Below are 15,939 nucleotides of genomic sequence, written 5' to 3'. Positions count from 1 at the left end.
TCGCGTACCCAAGGTGCTACCGTGAGTAGCGCCGGGGATGGATTCGCGCCCGGCGAGCTGTGGAGCTTGTGGGGCATGCTTGAGGTAAAGGCGAAACCTTTCGTTCACGCGATATCGCAACTGGCATCAATGTCGACCTTGATCCGCACATTGAACGAACACAAACCAGAGATGCCCACCGTTAAAATCGACAAGAGAGGTGCCAAGCAATTCGATGCGTTTCTTAAGCCGTTCATAGAGAGCTGCGGCCCTATGGGAGCAAAGATATCGAGCAAAGCGGCGGAACGCATTGTTCAGATGCTGAAGGACAAATCTCTCAACTACGTGGAGTTGGGCATGAAGTTCGAGACGCTAGCCCAAACGTTTAGGGATGAGTTGGAGAGTTCCAGATTGTTCGCCCTCAACGTGCGAACTGCGGACTATTTTGCGTTAGCGACCGAGACGTTCGGCGCGGATGTAATCGCTAACTTCCCCGACACTGAGTATGACCTTGAAGAGGCAGGGAAATGCCTAGCTACCGCAAGAAACACCGCGACGGTGTTTCACCTCATGCGAGCGTTGGAAGTCACTCTTCAGTTTTTATGCAAGAAACTCAATATTCCAAACACCCAACGGGTATGGGGCTTTCTTCTTTCAGACCTCAACCAGAAGATAGAGGCTATGCCGAAAGGAGAGGAAAAGAGCCGTTGGGCCGCCGCCTCTAGCTATCTTTGGCAGATCAAAGAGGTCTGGCGGAACGAAACCATGCACCCGAAACAGACCTATACGGACGAAGAGGCGAGAGATGTCTTTGAGGCAAGCCGGGTGTTCATCCGCCACGCGGCGAAGCTGGTTTAGCGATGGCTTTCAAGGCCCGCTCGAACGCCTCTCCGCTTTCATCCGCCTCAAGCTCCCGAGCGGCCTCCTTGAACCGCTCGGATTGCTCTTTCTGACTAAGCTTTCCGGTCTTTTTTCCGGGCGGCTTTCGGGCGGTATTTGGACGGTCGCCAGACGCCATAGGGTGCCTCACCTTGCACTAGTCGTTTCATAGGTCAGGCGCTTGCCGACGACACCATCAAGGATGCGGGCGGCGCGCGCTTCGTCATTCACGCCAAGGGCTACGCGCTGATTGTGGCGGAAGTCAAATTCGGCGAGGTAGCGGTGAAGATGCTTCTCGGCGCAATGCTGGTAGGTGCCGCGCATGCCACGCTTGAACACCGAGAAATAGCTTTCGATGGTGTTCGAGTGGATGACGGCGCCGCCTTCGTAGCGCACGTATTCGCCGCCAGTGTGCTTGACGCTATCGTGAGCGGCGAAGTGATCCTTCATGCCGTGATAGAGCTTGCTCTCGTCGGTGTAGAGGGTGCTTTCGTGGTGGACGTTCTCAGTCACCAGCGCCGCAACGTTGACCTTGGTCGCCTGCACTACATGGAAGGTGCGAACGTTGCCGCCGCGCTCGACTAGGCCAAGGATAGCGCGCTTGTTTGACGGGCCAGTCTTGCCGCTTTTGGTGAAGGGTCGGCCACGAGTGGAAAGGGTGCGCTTCTCTTTGGTCGGTCCATAATAGGTCTCGTCGGCCTCTACGATCATGCCGTTGCCGCCGAGCGGACCAAGCTTGCCGTCGCGCATGGCTTCACGGATGCGGTGCGAGATGAACCAAGCGGTTTTCAAGGTCACGCCAAGGGTGCGGTGAAGCTGGTTGCTCGAAATGCCCTTCTTGGACGAAGCGATAAGGAAGATCGCCTGTAGCCAATGGTTGAGCTTGACGTGACTGGCTTCGAAGATGGTGCCGATCTTCACGGTAAAGGGCTTGCGGCACTGGTAGCACTTGTAGGTGCCAATGCGGGTGCTCTTGCCTTCCATCTTCGAAATGCGCTCAAAGCCGCCGCAATGCGGGCAAACGGGGCCGTTCGGCCAAATCCTGGCTTCTACGAACTTGTAGGCGGCGGCTTCGTCGTGAAAGTGGCGGTCTGAAAGCACGGACATCGGTCTAACTCCTTATGGAATCAACCTAATCCGTTAATGTGGGTACGTCAAGTATAATATGCGGATTATATTCCTGATCTTGATGGTGCCGGCAAGCAGATTTCATCCGCCCGGTGAGGTAGGGAGACCCTATCATTTTGGCTTAGTTGTGCGCTCGCCACAACGCACCGATAAATGAAGCAGGGTTGGGGTAGTAGAGCGCCGGCATGCCGATCTCTGTTAGCTGTTCCGATCGGCAGCCGGCGTCCTTTTTTGCATGACGTTGCCGACGGTCAGGCATAGTCACGGTTGCGACTCTGGTCTCATCCAATTTGAGGAGAAGGGAACCAAACACCCCCGTTTTGCCAAGTTTGCATCGACGCAAGTCGGCCTATAACCTCGCCGGCCGGCGAACCTACCCCGTTTTCCGGCTAGGCCCGGCGGTCAAAGCCCAAGCCACCCCGGCCGCCGGGCCGCTGGACGTGCCTACTTCCCCTCGGGAGCCCCAGCTTTTCTTCCGCGACCATCTAGCGAGGCTTTCTGGCTGATGAGGCAATGGGCGTGGCCGGTCAGATCCTTCCTATAGGCCCCGGTGAACAGGGCACTCAGTCTTAAGGGCAGAAATTTCAGAATGACTTGGGCGGCACGTACAGGCAGATCGTAATGTCAGGGTTGCCAGATGGTTTTTGACGATGCCGGCCTGCTTTTTGGGCATGGCACCAATGGAAACGCATGTCGTGTGACTGACGCACCCTGCCGTCCGCGTAAGGTAGCAACTCGCCGGACGGCACTTTGAAGCCCTTGCTTGTTTCCTGAACGGTGCCATTTGCGATCGGCTCGCAATGCTCGTCCTCGCAGCACTGTTTTTCATACCAGCTATCATCATGTGCCGATGCCAACGGCATTCCGAAAGCGCAGGCGGCGGCGATGATAGCGCCCAACCCGGATGCGCCACAGCGCCCGCTCCATGGCCAGATCATGATTTACATTAGGCTTGTCTGATATGATGGCGCAAGCTGGGCAGTGTTTCTGCTGATACCGAATGGCGTTGGCCGGTTAGCGCCTCTTCACCTTCGGCGTGATCTCCTCGATTCCGTAAAAAAGAATGGCCCGCTGCCAGGGCATAGCAGCGGGCCTATCAAGGCTTGGCCGGAAAGGGTATGGGGCACAAGGGCATCCGGCCAGCATTTTCAACGAGGAAGACGAACATTCGTTCCAACGCCGTTCGCGCATTGGCTGCCTAGGCGCCGTGGCCCCTGCTGATTCCTGTGGGGTCGCCCAAACAGCCCTAGATCTGAGATTTGCGATGTAGGACCATAATCCTAATTATATACATGACATAGCGAGTCGGCCATGTTAGAGGCTTTGGCCGACAGGCCGGCACCGAAATTCTCAGAAGATTGGCTTTGCAACCCGAAGCCGTTACCGTGGTTCGTTGTTCGAGCTATGGAGAGCGGTGTGCGACCTGAAGACAGGGTGCGCAAGGGTGTGGTCTACGTCGGCATTTTGGCGGGTGATACGTTCGTTCCGCTTGGCACTGGATTCATGACCTTTGGCGAGGTCGACAAGGCGGTTTTCCCGTTTGTTGTTACGGCGCGGCATGTTCTTAGTTCAGTCAAGGAAAGTGCTACCACGAAGATTGGCGTGCGGATGAACCTGAATTCAGGTGGGTCGCAGTTCATTCCGGTTCCGTTGCAGCGGTGGAAGGCCCATCCCGAAGATGCATGTGATCTTATGATGGCTCAAATAGCGCCCGACCCCAGCGCTTATGACTATCAGATGACGCCATGCGACCTCGCGTCAATCAAAGAGGCGCAGACGGCTTTCCCGCCGGCTATCGGAAGGGAGGTATTTATTGCTGGGCTCTACACGTCACACCATGGCGCAGTCAAAAACATCCCCATTCTGCGCAACGGGCATATCGCCGCCATGCCAGAAGAGCCGGTTAGAACTTCGGTCGGCTATACCGATGGCTATCTGGTAGAGATGAGATCAATTGCCGGTCTCTCAGCGGCTCACCGGTGTTTATGAAGCGCCCCAACGTGCTCATGGAAAACGGAAACTTGAATTTCCGAGCCGGCGAGTTCTTCTATCCAATTGGCATACTTCTCGGCCATCATGTTATTGAGACGCGCGAGGACGAAATAGCGGTTCCTCGATTCCAGGGTGACCCGTTGCGGGATGTTGAGCGATTGGAGGACCGAAGCACAGGTTTCGGCGTTGTTGTCCCGATCGAAAAGGTGAGCGATGTGATTTATTCAGACGATGAAATCGCGAAAATGAAGGCACACCTAGCCAAGCAGAATACGGGTTTTCGTGGCGATTCCGCGCCTTTGTCAGAAGCTGAAATAGAACGAAAACGCGATGCGGGTTTAGCCAAGGCATTAAGCACGCCGCCGGAACCAAAGACCAAGCCTGACACGGTGTAAGCGATAGAGCTTTCGCGCCTTCTGTTTCCGCGAGATTGCCCTGACCAGTCAGGAATACATCAACCGCTTGCCGGAGGTGGCGCGGATCAAATCGTCGGCTCGTTCGCTGTCGGTGTAGCCAAGGGCGGTGCGGCGATTGTAGCGGAAATCGAATTCCGACAAGTAGCGGTGCAAGTGAGCCTCGCCGCAATGCTGATACACGCCGACCATGCCACGCTTGAAGACTGAGAACACGTTCTCAATCGTGTTCGAATGGATCGACGCGCCATCCTCATAGCGGACGTATTCGCCAGCGGAATGGTTGGTCGTCTTGTGTGAGGCGTATTCCTCGCCAGTCACGGTGTAGAGCTTGGACTGGTCGGTATAGAGCGTCGATTTGCGGTCGGCATTGCGTACAAGGATATCGCGCACCACGTCTTTGGTGGCGTGCTGGACGTGAACCATGCGAGCTTTGCCGCCACGCTCGACAAGGCCGATAACGGTGCGCTTCGGCTTCATCTTGCGCTTCAAGCGGGGCTGGCCTTTACGCTGCGGCGAAATGTAGTCCACATCGACGCGGCCAATGTAGGTTTCGTCGGCTTCGACGGTCTTGCCTTCGCCACCAAGCGGGCCAGCCGACTTCACGTCTTCCTTCATGGCTTCGCGGATACGGTGCGCCATGAACCATGCGGTCTTGTAGGTCACCCCAAGCATACGGTGCAGCTGGTGAGCGCTCATGCCTTTCTTGGACGAAGCGTAGAGATGAAAGCCGAGAACCCACTTACACAGCGGGATTTTCGAGCGCTCCATTACTGTGCCAACGGTCACGGTGAAATGCTCACGGCAAGCGTTGCACTGGAACAGGCCGGGCCGCGTGGACTTGCCAGCGAGCTTGTGGATTGTCTCACCGTCCATGTTGCCGCAGTGCGGGCAAAAGACGCCATTGGCCCAGCGGATTGCTTCAAGATGCTCGCGGGCTGCATCGTTGTCATGGAACATGGGTGCGGTGAGGTTCATCGGTGCTAACTCCTTGGATTCATTTATCCTCCAAGGTGTTAGCTATGTCAAGTATATAATTAGGACCATAATCCTATGTGGGGCGATTTCTATAACGGAGGTCGCTATGGTCAGGCGCAATCACCCAAAGCAGTTATCAGGTCAAGAATTGGAGCGGTTCCTACAGGCAGCGGAAGGGCTGCATAAGGCCATCGTCGGCCCGCTGATATCGCCAACGTGCGATCACTTCCGCTCGCTCCAGGTTCTGCATGCAGCGCTGTTGAAGACGGTGCGGAAAGTCACCGGGAAGGATCCGGCGTTCATCCAGTGGAGCGGGACAGGGCCGGTGAGGTCGCCTTTAGGCCCCGGCGAACAGGGCCCTCAGTCGCAATTGAGCGAGTTCTAATGTGCTTATAGCCTAGGCAGCGCGGGGGATTGGTTGCCACCACCCCGCAGTGGCCGGCGTGGCCTCCCAGCCCGCAAAGAGCCCCGGACCTGCGCCGGCCATTCCCTGCGGCTGGGTAGCGCATGGAAGGGGCTGCGCCTTTGGGCCTAGCGACCTTTGGCCCTTAGTCTCAATTGAGCGATTTCTAATGTGCTGTAGAATGCGGGATACTAGTCTCGCAGGGCCGGTGCAGTGTGGGGGTGTAGGGGGTAGTGCGCTGCACCGGCCGTTTCTCCACCCTAGATCGAGAATTCGCTAATATATGTGTAAAGTCCTATTTGCGGGTTCGTCCTCACACGATCCGCAATGGCCGGTGTAGGCTTTGCCCAAAGCCAACCAAACGCACCGGCCATTTCTATGGCTGGTGGAAAGCCCGCGCCCTCCTGGACGGGGAAATGCGCGGGCCAAGGTTGCCACCTGAGGCGCGCAAACAACCATTGACCGTTGCAAATGTCCACCCCTCCTTCGTAAACGCCAGCTAATATATTTAGGAACGCCGACTGGACGTTTCGGGAACGGAAAGAGCCAGAGTCGATCAATGGTACTACTCCTCCCGGAAATCCTGCAGCGATGCATGGCGGAGGTCTTCCTCGCCTCGCAGGTGCTTTACGCGGCCGATCATCCCTTGGCTTGACCCATTGCGTTGCCTGCCGCCTCATGCCCTTCGGCGGTGGCCCTGCGTGTTCCTGGACGCGCTCCTGGCGGCTAGTCGCGCATAATAGGGGAAAACGCCACGTCGGGGTTTTGTTGCGCAGTTGCTAATATTAGGCTTGGCCCAGCCGGCTTGCCCCCCAAGCCGGTTAGGCCCGGCAGCCAGTCAATCTCACCCCAACGGGCTGTCGGGCCGCTGCTGTCGTACTTCGCAGCTCAGGCAGCACTCAATCGGATTGGTCGTTACCCGCGCCCAGCGACGAGGAAGAGCTGGCACAGGGTTAGATCTTTCGCGATGGTGGATGCTCAGAACTTGTAGCTCAAGTTGATGCCGATCGTGTTCAGCTTCACGTTCTGGTCGCGATCGACAAAGGCGTCCGGCGCGTCAAAGTGCTCGGAGCGGAAATCGTAATAGCGATACTGGGCGCCGACGACGAATTGGTCGGTCAGCGCGTAGTCGACGCCGGCGCCAACGGTCCAGCCGACACTCGTGCGCGTCGTGGCGAATGACGTGCCTGCGTTCTGCGACGTTTCGATGCCGGCGAAGGCGATGCCGCCAATGCCGTAGAGCAGGAAGCGGTCCATGGCGTAGCCGGCCTTGGCGTTCACCGATCCGAGCCACTTGATGTCGGTGCCGAATGTGTTTCCAGGGCCGAGTTCAGTCGAGCCGTCAATGGAGGCGTAGTTGAGTTCGGCCACGGCGCCGACCACGGCCTGGTCGAACTGCCAGAGGCCGGCGACATGGCCGCCAATGAAGCCGCCGCCGAGGTCGGGTGAGGCGGTAAATGGCTCGCCTTCCGTTCCAGATATGTCGGAGCTGCCCCAGCCATAGCCGGCCTGCAGACCGGCATAGTAGCCCGTCCAGTCGAAGCCTGGCGCGGTCATCGGCAGTTCGGTGCCCAGGTCCGCGGCGAAAGCCGACCCGCACAGGAGGGCAAGAAAGCCGGCACTGGCAAGCGTCAGACGACGCATCGAGTTCTCCGAAATGGCGGTTCAGAAAATCCCTAGGTTGCAGGGTAACCCTATTCGCCGCAAAACGGAATCCCCTTGCTCAACAATCGAATCCGCCTGTCGCGGCGCAAGAGTGCCCTATTTGGCGTCGATGAAATCCAGCGCCGCCTGGCTGTATTCGTCCGGCGCCTGCAGCATGGCGAAATGACTGGCGTTGGGCAGGATGATGAGCTTGTCGCCCGGAATGGCGGAGGCCATGTATTCGGTGTGTTCGCGCTTTATAGCCTCGTCGTGATCGCCGGCGACGATCGCCGTCGGCGTGGTTATCTTGCCGAGCTGTTCCTTGGTCCACGCCGGTTCCGTCTCCCACATGTGGCTGATCTGCGCCACGAAGGCGTCATACTGGTCCGGGGTCTTGGACATCTTCTTGTAGTCGCGGCCGGAGCGGTCGATGTAGGCGGCAAAGGTCTTGTTGGTCATGACGCCCGGATCGACGCCATCGGTGGTGACGTTGGCGGCTTGCGCAAACAGCCTCGTCAGCCGTTCTGGATGATGCAGCGCGATGTCGATACCGATAATGCCGCCATCGCTCCAGCCGACAAGCGCGGTCTTGTCGATCTTCAGGTAGTCGAGCGGCGCCAGATAGTCCGACGCCATCAAATCGTAGCCATAAGGCTGTTCGGTGCGGGTCGAGCGGCCGTGGCCACGGCTATCGGCGATTATCACCTTGTGGGTTTTGGAAAGTGTCGCCACCTGGCTGGCCCAGATGTCGGCGTGGCCAAGGCCGCCATGAATCAGCAGCACCGGGTCGCCCGCGCCGAAAACGGCGTAGTACATCTGGATGCCATTGACCTGCGCATACCCGCTCTGATCGGGCTTGGGCATGGCCGCCGGCTCCGGCAAGGTCTGCCAGCGCTCCTCGGCGACGGCAAGAGCGGTTGAGGCAATGAACAAGCAGACGATAGCGAACGCTTTCCAGAAACGGGTCATGGTTCCCTCTTACGGTTCGGCCCGCGGTTAGCATTGCGGTTTAACCAAATTAGTCAACAAGCTCGGGTCTGCCCGGCGGGTGCCGCCGACGGCCTGGCCACGAGCGACAACTCATATCGGCGGGTTGCGCGTCCGATCCTCCAGGTCGCGCTGTTTCTCCTGGGGTGATGCCAGCCGGTTGAAGGCATATTCGGCCAGCATGGAGCCGGCGACGAAGATCAGGATCGGCGCCAGCCACATCCAGAACGAATGCAGGGTGAAGAAGGCCAGGCCGGCCAGGCATGCCGACAGCACGCAAACCGCAAATCGGATCGTCTGTGCCATGGTCCACGCCAATCGAGACAGTCGCCAGATGTGAGCCCAATTTAAAGCATTTCGCCTTGCCGGAGGAGCCGATCATGAAACGGTTCTGCATCAAGCACAATCTGGCTTTGCCAACTGGTCAAAGCCGCGCCGGATTGGCACAGTGGGCAAACAGGAGTCCCCAATGGCGAGCAGCGCGAACACCACGAAACCGAAGCCCTGGACCGAGATGGCGACGCATCTGGTCGATGTCGCCATGGGGCGCAAGCCGGCCGACCTCGTCATCCGCAACGGGCGCTGGGTGAACGTCCATTCCGGCGAGATCATTGCCGGCACCGATATCGCCATTGCCGGCGGCCGCTTCGCCTATTGCGGGCCGAATGCCGGCCACGCCATCGGGCAGGGCACCAAGGTGGTGGATGCCGGCGGGCGCTGTCTGGTGCCCGGCCTTTGCGACGCGCACATGCATGTCGAGAGCGGCATGGTGACGGTGACGGAATTCTGCCGCGCCGTCATCCCGCACGGCACCACCTCGATGTTCATCGACCCGCATGAGATCGCCAATGTGCTCGGTCTTCCCGGCGTGCGGCTTATGCATGACGAGGCCGTCGCCATGCCGATCAACGTGCATGTGCAGATGCCGTCCTGCGTGCCCTCGGCGCCGGGGCTGGAGCATGCCGGCGCCGAACTGACGGTCGCCGATGTCGCTGAAGCCATGACATGGGAAAACATTATCGGGCTCGGCGAGGTGATGAATTTTCCCGGTGTCGCCGCCAACGATCCCATCATGTCGGGTGAGATCGCGGCGACGGTGAAGGCGGGCAAGACGGTCGGCGGGCATTATGCCTCGCGCGACCTCGGCCTGCCATTCCACGGCTATGTCGCCGGCGGCCCGGAGGACGACCATGAGGGTACGCGCGCCGAGGACGCCATCGCTCGCGTGCGCCAGGGCATGAAGGCGATGCTGCGGCTGGGCTCGGCCTGGTATGACGTCGCCTCGCAGATCAAGGCGGTGACGGAGAGCGGGATCGATCCGCGCAATTTCATCCTGTGCACCGACGATAGCCATTCCGGCACGCTGGTCCAGGAGGGCCATATGGACCGCGTGGTGCGGCACGCCATCCAGCAAGGGTTGAAGCCGGTGACAGCGATCCAGATGGCGACGCTCAACACCGCCCAGCATTTCAAATTGGAGCGCGAGATCGGCTCGATCGCGCCGGGACGGCTCGCCGACCTGCTGATCGTCTCGGATCTTGCCGCGATGACCATCGACGAGGTCTATGGCCGCGGCGTTCGGCTGGCCAAGGGCGGCAAGCTCGATATCGATATCCCGGCCTACGACTATCCGAAGACGGCGAAGAACACGGTGAAGCTCGGCAAGAAGCTCAAGGCGAGGGATTTCGACGTGGTGGCGCCAAAGGGCGCCAACGAGGTGCGGGTGCGGGTTATCGGCGTCATCGAGAACCAGGCGCCGACACGGGCGCTGGAGGCCGATCTGCCGGTCGAGGACGGGCTGGTCGCGATGGACCGGCGCAACGATGTCTGCCAGATCGCGCTGGTCGAGCGCCACAGGGGCACCGGCGGCGTCACCAACGCCTTCGTCTCCGGCTTCGGCTATATGGGCGACTGCGCCATGGCCTCCAGTGTCGCGCATGACAGCCACCACATCATCGTCGTCGGCACCAACAAGCAAGACATGGCGCTCGCCGTAAACCGACTGGGCGAGGTCGGCGGCGGCGTGGTGCTGTTCTCCAAGGGCAAGGAACTGGCGCTGGTCGAAATGCCGATCGCCGGCCTGATGTCGGATGAGCGCGCCGAAATCGTCGCGGCCAAGGCCGAGAAACTCACCGAGGCGATGCGCAAGATGGGCTGTTCTCTCAACAACGCCTATATGCAGCACTCGCTGCTGGCGCTGGTGGTGATCCCAGAACTCAGAATCTCCGACGTCGGCCTGGTCGATGTGACGACCTTCCAGAAGGTCGACCTTTTTATCTGAGAACCAGGCGGCGTGCCTTATCCGCCGGTGGCGATGGTCAGCACCTTGAACGGTGTGGTGATGACGATCTCGGCCATGGAGCCGACGGCCTTTCCAATCCCTTGGCCGATATTGTCAAACTCGGCCGAGTCGGGTTCATTCGATCGCAGGGCCGCTGGTGTGCGCAGCCGGTCGCCGAGTAACTGCACCAGGATCGGATTGTCGGCGAATTTGGCGTGGTTCAGGCGGTCGCCGCCCTTGGTCTGGCTGAGGTCGGCCACGACAACACCATAGCTCGCAAGGTCGGCGGCATTGCCGTAGTCGCCGACACGCGGCTTGTCGCCGGAAATAATCGAAGACAGCTTGAGCGCCCGGTCGTCGGCGGACAGCAGGATGGCGAAAGGCTTGTCTGGCTTGCCGTAGCGGATCATCTGCTTCTTGAAGACGTCGACGTCGATGTCGGGCGAAGCGAGGATGACATAGCCCAGCTTGCCGTTGAGATCGCGGTCGCCGGTGATGGCGAGCTGACGCAGCGCCTCCATGGTCAGCCAGGTTCCCATCGAATGGGCGATGATGTCGATGCTCTTCACACGCGTCTTGGCAAGCATCCTCAGCGTCGCCTCGAGGTCGTCGCGCGCGGCGGTCGAGCTGTCCTTGTCGTAGATGTAACCGGTCGTCTTGGCGCTCGATGCCCATGAGAACAGCACCGGCGTGCCCGGATATTTGGTGTCATGCGCGATCTGCGTCAGCCGGTAGACGCCGTCGTCGAAGCCGTTGTTGAAGCCGTGCACGAACACCAAAGCGCGGTCCCCGCGCATGGATATGTCGGCGCCGACCGCCTTGGCGAATTGCTGCGCGTCGCCATAGTGGACGACATCGGTGGTGCTGAATTGCTTGGCCGGGTTGCTGTCGGCGGAGCCCTTGGCCCGTTCGATGGCGCCGACCTGATGGACCTTGGGGACGGTGACGTCGACGCGGGCGTAGCTGGTGGTCAGCGAGCGATCGCCGTCGAACACCTGGCGCGGGTCCTTGGTCGCCTGCTGGCGGGTGGTGGCGACGAAGATCTCATGGGTGGCCGCAATGTCGGAGGCTGGCGCAGCGACCGTCGTCTTGTTGAGCAGGTCGTGCGTGTTTCGGCCGGCGCAGCCTGCGAGAGCGAGCGCGAATGCCACGAATAGGAAGCTCTTCGAACGCACGGTCACACGTAGGCTCCCGCTGGTGACGCCATGCTCACGGCGTCTGCGCCCATTCGATAAAGGCACAAGGCTGCCCGGTCCAGTTCAAAGTGGTCCGATGTGGCGGCAGCCGAGCAGGTGGCCACCTTCATTGCCCGAGCAGGTTGATGCGGTCGGTCACTTCCTGGTCGCTGGCGAAGCCGTCATCGGCGCGCAGCCGCTGCCCGATCATCTTCACCAGTTCGGGATTGTCGGCGAATTTGGTGTGGTTGAACCTGTCCGATCCCTTGACGCTGGAGAGATCGACGACCGTCACGCCGTAGGTGGCGAGATCGGCAGCGTCCTTGTAGTCGCCGACGCGCGGCCGCGCGCCGGCGATCAGGCCGGACAACCTCAGCGCCCGGTCGTCGTCGGAGAGCAGCAGGATGAACGGCTTGTCCGGCTTGCCGTAGCGGCGCATCTGGCTCTTGAACACATCGACGTCGATATCGGGCGAGGCCAGCACGACATCACCCAACTTGCCGCCGAGATCGCGATCGCCGGTGATGGCGAGTTGCCGCAATGTCTCCATGGTGACCCAGGTTCCGAGCGAATGCGCGACGATATCGATGCGCCGGGCGCCGGTCTGCGCCAGCATCCGCAGCGTCACTTCCAGCTGGTCGCGGGCCGCACTGGCACTTTCCTTGTCATAGACGTAGTCGGTGGTCTTGGCACCCGACGCCCAGGAAAACAGCACCGGCGTGCCCGGATAGCCGGAATCGTGGACGATCTGGGTCAGCCGGTAGACGGCGTCGTCGAAGCCGGTGTTGTAGCCATGGACGAAGACCATGACGCGGCCGCCGCGCGCGGCGATGTCGGCGCTCAGCGCGCTGGAGAATTTCGGCTGGGTGTCGTAGCCGACAACCTCGGAAGCCATGAAATACTTGGCCGGGTCGTTAGACTTGCCGCGTGAGCGCCGCTCTATCTGGCCGGTCTCGTGGATTCCCGGAACGGTGACGTTGACGCGGGCATAGTTCAGCGTCGCCGAGCGCTCGCCGTCGAACACCTTGTTGGGGTCGTCGGATTTCTTGCGGGTGGTGGCGATGAAGATCGAGTGGTTGCCGGCGATTTCCGTCACCGGCGTGGACACGACGGCGCTGCCGAGAATTTCCTCGGTCTTGCGGCCGCCACAGCCAGCAATCAGCAAGGCAAGGGCAAGGATGCAAATCGTCTTCAAACGCACTTTTTGAAATTCCACTCCGGCCCAACCTCCGCGACACCTCCCGGACAGGCGAAGTGCGGCAGAAGTAAGTCGTGTCCAGCCGAAATGTTGTCAGCGCCGGGCGACGGCCATCGCAGTGTTGCGCGAAAGCCAATAAGGCGGCAGGAAGGCCGGAATGTTGGAGAAGGGCAGGACCTCGGGCTTCAACCGGATGCCGAGCACATCCACCATGAAGGCGCGGCGCGCCTCGATGCGACGCCAGGCTTCCGGGTAGCGCGCGGCGATCTCCTCGCGCAGTGCCTCGTCGGCAAGCGCGATGCCGTCCTCGATGTTGGTGGTGAAATAGTCTGTCCCGGTCGCCGGGATGATGTCGACCTGCAGCGCCATGCCCGATTGCAGCTTGACCTGCGAACCGGAAAACACCGGCGAATGCATCCATTCGTCGATATGGACGAGATGGCCCGGATTGAGCGAGACACCGAAGAACGGATCGCCGATGCGGTCATGCACCGCCTTCCACAAAGCGCCGCCGGGAACGCCGATGCCGACCGTCTCGTACCAGTCGACGACGGCGGAAAAATACGGCGCGACCAGTTTTTCGACATAGTCGCGGATGGCTGGCGGCAGATCGGCCGCGCTTTCGGCCAGAAAGCCGGCACGGGCATTGAGCGAGCCCTGGATGCCATAGGCCATGGTGATCGGGTCACCGCGCTTGATGACGTCGAGGCGGGGGCTCGGCAGGCCATAGGGCGCCCGCTTGCCGGCTGACAGCATCGGATGGCAGCACAGGGGCAGGCCGTTGATGCCCATCAGCCGCGTCGCCTGCAATTCGCTCATGCCGGGTTCGATGCCCCTGAGGACGTTGCGCAGGCCTTGCGAGGAAAAGGTCGCGGCGAATTCGAAGGCGGCCAGCTGGTCGGCCTCGTTGATCGCCCGCAGGCCGTCCGCCGGGTTCATCAGCAGATCCGCCGCGTTCAACACCGCACCTTTGTCGCCGGCAAGCGCGCGCAGCGTGTCGGCGATGAAGGAGGGCAGGTCGAGCGCCGTCTCGCCGAAGCCGGCATCGCTGGCGCCGAATGGTTTCCAGCCGATGGCGCCGATGCGCTGGCCGGCTTTCAGGCCGCAACCGGCAAGGATGTCGGGCAGCGCGTCGGAGCGGTCGCGCGGCTGCGCCGGCAGCGAGAAGGTCTGGTAAAGGACGCGTTCATAGGGCCCGTCGCAGATCTCGGCGTAGCCCCAGCCCTCATTGCCGACCAGCAGCTTCGGCGCTCTGCCGGGAAGGATGACCAGCAGCGTCTCCTCGAAACGGGGATCGTAGCCTGAGAGATAGGCGACATTGGCGGCATGTTCGCGGTCGCCATAGACGACGAAGGCATCGAAGCCTGCCCTTGAGCCGCGCGCCGCCAGTGCTTCGATGCGCGCCTCGTAGGTGGTTCGTGGGACGAGCGGCATCACCGTCGGCTCGCCGAATTCCGGCAATGACATGGTCTTTAAAGCGACGGCCGAAACGGACATGGATGGCTCCAATGGATTTCTGCTGGGCGCGTTAAGGCGGCCGCACGGCATCGGTGGCCGCAAACAGCGATTTGTGCAATAGGCTTCGCGTTCGAACCATTCGATCCAGAGGTGACGGCGCCATGAACAGTTTCTCCTCCCGCGTCGCCGCCGCCGCCACTGCGATCCGCCAGATCTTTCCGGAAACGCCGCTGCAGGAAAACGACTATCTGTCAAAGAAGACCGGGGCGCGGGTGCTGCTGAAGCGCGAGGACCTGACCCCGGTGCGCTCCTACAAGATCCGCGGCGCCTTCACCTTTTTCCGCAAGGCTCTCGCCGCCGGCAACGATGCCGAGCTTTTCGTCTGCGCCTCGGCTGGCAATCATGCGCAGGGCTTTGCCTTCGTCTGCCGCCATTTCGGCAAGAAGGGTGTCGTGTTCATGCCGGTGACGACACCGCAGCAGAAGATCGACAAGACGCGTCTGTTCGGCGGCGACTTCGTCGAGATCAGGCTGGTCGGCGACTTCTTTGACGATTGCTACCGCGCCGCCTTCGAATTCACCGAAAGTGCGGGCGCGCATATGGTGCCGCCTTTCGATCACAAGGATATCATCGAGGGGCAAGCGACCGTCGCCTATGAGATCGCCGACCAGATGCCTGGCGCGCGCATGCCCGACGTCATCATGCTGCCGGTCGGCGGCGGCGGCCTGGCCGCTGGCGTCACGCATTACTTCGCCGACCAGAACCGCGACACGCGCTTCGTGTTCTGCGAGCCGGCCGGAGCGCCGAGCCTGAGCGAAAGCCTGTCCACCGGAAAGCGGATCAAGCTCGCCAAGGTCGACAATTTCGTCGACGGTGCCGCGGTCGCCGAGATCGGCCGCGAACCGCTGCGCCACCTCAAGGAGTTTGCCGCCGATGCCGTGCGGCTGATCCCGGAAAACCGGCTCTGCGCGACCATGATCGAGATGCTCAACGTCGAAGGCGTGGTGCTGGAGCCGGCCGGCGCGCTGGCGATCGATGCGCTGAAGGATTTTTCGCGGAAGGAGATCAGGGGCAAGACCATCGTCGCGGTGGTTTCGGGCGGCAATTTCGATTTCGAGCGGCTGCCCGACGTCAAAGAGCGGGCGCTGCGCTTCGAGGGGCTGAAGAAATACTTCATCATCCGCTTCCCGCAGCGGCCCGGCGCGTTGCGCGACTTCCTCGAAATGCTTGGGCCTGACGACGACATCGCCCGCTTCGAATATCTGAAGAAATCGGCGCGCAATTTCGGTTCGGTGCTGATCGGCATCGAAACCAAGGACCGGCGCAATTTCGATTTGCTCAAGGCCAATTTCGACACCGAGGATGTCCAGTATCAAGACATCACCGACAACGAGACGCTTGCCGGGTTCATCATATGAGCGAGC

At 60.7% G+C, this 15,939-nt stretch carries 14 protein-coding genes; 5 read left to right on the top strand and 9 right to left on the bottom strand.

What is annotated here, in order from left to right:
• The first annotated feature begins 75 nt into the window (after positions 1–75).
• Entirely contained in the window at positions 76–837 is a 762-nt protein-coding gene (locus tag DH08_RS01570; RefSeq protein WP_192177573.1) for a hypothetical protein, read from the top strand.
• Between the two features lie 168 nt (positions 838–1,005).
• On the opposite strand, the gene DH08_RS01565 is transcribed toward DH08_RS01570, so the two are convergent.
• Together DH08_RS01565 and DH08_RS01560 are read right to left on the bottom strand one after the other, a co-directional pair.
• Positions 1,006–1,965 carry an IS1595 family transposase gene (locus DH08_RS01565; RefSeq protein WP_192177572.1) on the bottom strand — a complete coding sequence of 320 codons (960 nt, stop codon included), beginning with the start codon at positions 1,963–1,965 and terminating at the stop codon, positions 1,006–1,008.
• A 605-nt stretch (positions 1,966–2,570) separates the two neighbouring features.
• The gene (locus DH08_RS01560; RefSeq protein WP_192177571.1) at positions 2,571–2,885 is read right to left on the bottom strand and encodes a hypothetical protein; all 315 of its coding nucleotides are present in this window, start codon (positions 2,883–2,885) and stop codon (positions 2,571–2,573) included.
• 517 nt (positions 2,886–3,402) lie between these two features.
• On the opposite strand from DH08_RS01560, the gene DH08_RS01555 reads away from it, so the two are divergent.
• Both DH08_RS01555 and DH08_RS01550 read left to right on the top strand, forming a co-directional pair.
• On the top strand, positions 3,403–3,975 hold the full coding sequence (locus DH08_RS01555) for a hypothetical protein (RefSeq protein ID WP_192177570.1): 573 nt from the start codon (positions 3,403–3,405) through the stop codon (positions 3,973–3,975).
• Complete coding sequence (locus DH08_RS01550; protein WP_210328495.1) at positions 3,972–4,373, top strand: hypothetical protein; 402 nt, start codon at positions 3,972–3,974, stop codon at positions 4,371–4,373. Before DH08_RS01555 ends, DH08_RS01550 begins: the two co-directional genes overlap by 4 nt.
• Before the next feature lie 48 nt (positions 4,374–4,421).
• Here the strand turns inward: DH08_RS01550 and DH08_RS01545 are convergent, their stop codons facing one another.
• The 4 genes from DH08_RS01545 to DH08_RS01530 form a co-directional block, all read right to left on the bottom strand.
• Complete coding sequence (locus DH08_RS01545; protein WP_192177568.1) at positions 4,422–5,369, bottom strand: IS1595 family transposase; 948 nt, start codon at positions 5,367–5,369, stop codon at positions 4,422–4,424.
• A gap of 1,381 nt (positions 5,370–6,750) precedes the next feature.
• Positions 6,751–7,416 carry an outer membrane protein gene (locus DH08_RS01540; protein WP_192177567.1) on the bottom strand — a complete coding sequence of 222 codons (666 nt, stop codon included), beginning with the start codon at positions 7,414–7,416 and terminating at the stop codon, positions 6,751–6,753.
• A 117-nt stretch (positions 7,417–7,533) separates the two neighbouring features.
• The gene (locus tag DH08_RS01535; protein ID WP_192177566.1) at positions 7,534–8,385 is read right to left on the bottom strand and encodes an alpha/beta fold hydrolase; all 852 of its coding nucleotides are present in this window, start codon (positions 8,383–8,385) and stop codon (positions 7,534–7,536) included.
• Between the two features lie 111 nt (positions 8,386–8,496).
• Positions 8,497–8,709, bottom strand: a complete 213-nt coding sequence (locus DH08_RS01530) for a hypothetical protein (RefSeq protein ID WP_192177565.1) — start codon at positions 8,707–8,709, stop codon at positions 8,497–8,499.
• Positions 8,710–8,872: 163 nt separating this feature from the next.
• On the opposite strand from DH08_RS01530, the gene ade reads away from it, so the two are divergent.
• A complete protein-coding gene (ade, locus tag DH08_RS01525) occupies positions 8,873–10,684 on the top strand; it encodes an adenine deaminase (RefSeq protein ID WP_192177564.1) in 1,812 nt (603 codons plus the stop codon).
• Positions 10,685–10,701: 17 nt separating this feature from the next.
• On the opposite strand, the gene DH08_RS01520 is transcribed toward ade, so the two are convergent.
• The 3 genes from DH08_RS01520 to DH08_RS01510 form a co-directional block, all read right to left on the bottom strand.
• On the bottom strand, positions 10,702–11,865 hold the full coding sequence (locus tag DH08_RS01520) for an alpha/beta hydrolase (RefSeq protein ID WP_192177563.1): 1,164 nt from the start codon (positions 11,863–11,865) through the stop codon (positions 10,702–10,704).
• A 121-nt stretch (positions 11,866–11,986) separates the two neighbouring features.
• Positions 11,987–13,060 carry an alpha/beta fold hydrolase gene (locus DH08_RS01515; RefSeq protein ID WP_192177562.1) on the bottom strand — a complete coding sequence of 358 codons (1,074 nt, stop codon included), beginning with the start codon at positions 13,058–13,060 and terminating at the stop codon, positions 11,987–11,989.
• 90 nt (positions 13,061–13,150) lie between these two features.
• On the bottom strand, positions 13,151–14,554 hold the full coding sequence (locus DH08_RS01510; RefSeq protein WP_192177561.1) for an aminopeptidase P family N-terminal domain-containing protein: 1,404 nt from the start codon (positions 14,552–14,554) through the stop codon (positions 13,151–13,153).
• Positions 14,555–14,676: 122 nt separating this feature from the next.
• Between DH08_RS01510 and ilvA the strand changes: the two genes are divergently transcribed.
• Positions 14,677–15,933, top strand: coding sequence for a threonine ammonia-lyase IlvA (ilvA, locus tag DH08_RS01505; protein ID WP_192177560.1), 1,257 nt, complete (start codon positions 14,677–14,679; stop codon positions 15,931–15,933).
• The last annotated feature ends 6 nt before the right edge of the window (positions 15,934–15,939 follow it).

The organism is Mesorhizobium amorphae, from assembly GCF_014843845.1.
Classification (GTDB): Bacteria; Pseudomonadota; Alphaproteobacteria; order Rhizobiales; family Rhizobiaceae; genus Mesorhizobium; species Mesorhizobium amorphae_A.
This window is presented reverse-complemented; position numbering and strand designations above follow the sequence as displayed.

Excerpts from the sequence above, each read along its gene's own strand:
- ilvA (WP_192177560.1), top strand. The coding sequence starts at position 14,677 with ATGAACAGTTTCTCCTCCCGCGTCGCCGCCGCCGCCACTGCGATCCGC.
- DH08_RS01570 (WP_192177573.1), top strand. The coding sequence starts at position 76 with ATGCTTGAGGTAAAGGCGAAACCTTTCGTTCACGCGATATCGCAACTG.
- DH08_RS01530 (WP_192177565.1), bottom strand. The coding sequence starts at position 8,709 with ATGGCACAGACGATCCGATTTGCGGTTTGCGTGCTGTCGGCATGCCTG.
- DH08_RS01510 (WP_192177561.1), bottom strand. The coding sequence starts at position 14,554 with ATGTCCGTTTCGGCCGTCGCTTTAAAGACCATGTCATTGCCGGAATTC.
- DH08_RS01550 (WP_210328495.1), top strand. The coding sequence starts at position 3,972 with ATGAAGCGCCCCAACGTGCTCATGGAAAACGGAAACTTGAATTTCCGA.
- DH08_RS01540 (WP_192177567.1), bottom strand. The coding sequence starts at position 7,416 with ATGCGTCGTCTGACGCTTGCCAGTGCCGGCTTTCTTGCCCTCCTGTGC.
- DH08_RS01545 (WP_192177568.1), bottom strand. The coding sequence starts at position 5,369 with ATGAACCTCACCGCACCCATGTTCCATGACAACGATGCAGCCCGCGAG.
- ade (WP_192177564.1), top strand. The coding sequence starts at position 8,873 with ATGGCGAGCAGCGCGAACACCACGAAACCGAAGCCCTGGACCGAGATG.
- DH08_RS01535 (WP_192177566.1), bottom strand. The coding sequence starts at position 8,385 with ATGACCCGTTTCTGGAAAGCGTTCGCTATCGTCTGCTTGTTCATTGCC.
- DH08_RS01565 (WP_192177572.1), bottom strand. The coding sequence starts at position 1,965 with ATGTCCGTGCTTTCAGACCGCCACTTTCACGACGAAGCCGCCGCCTAC.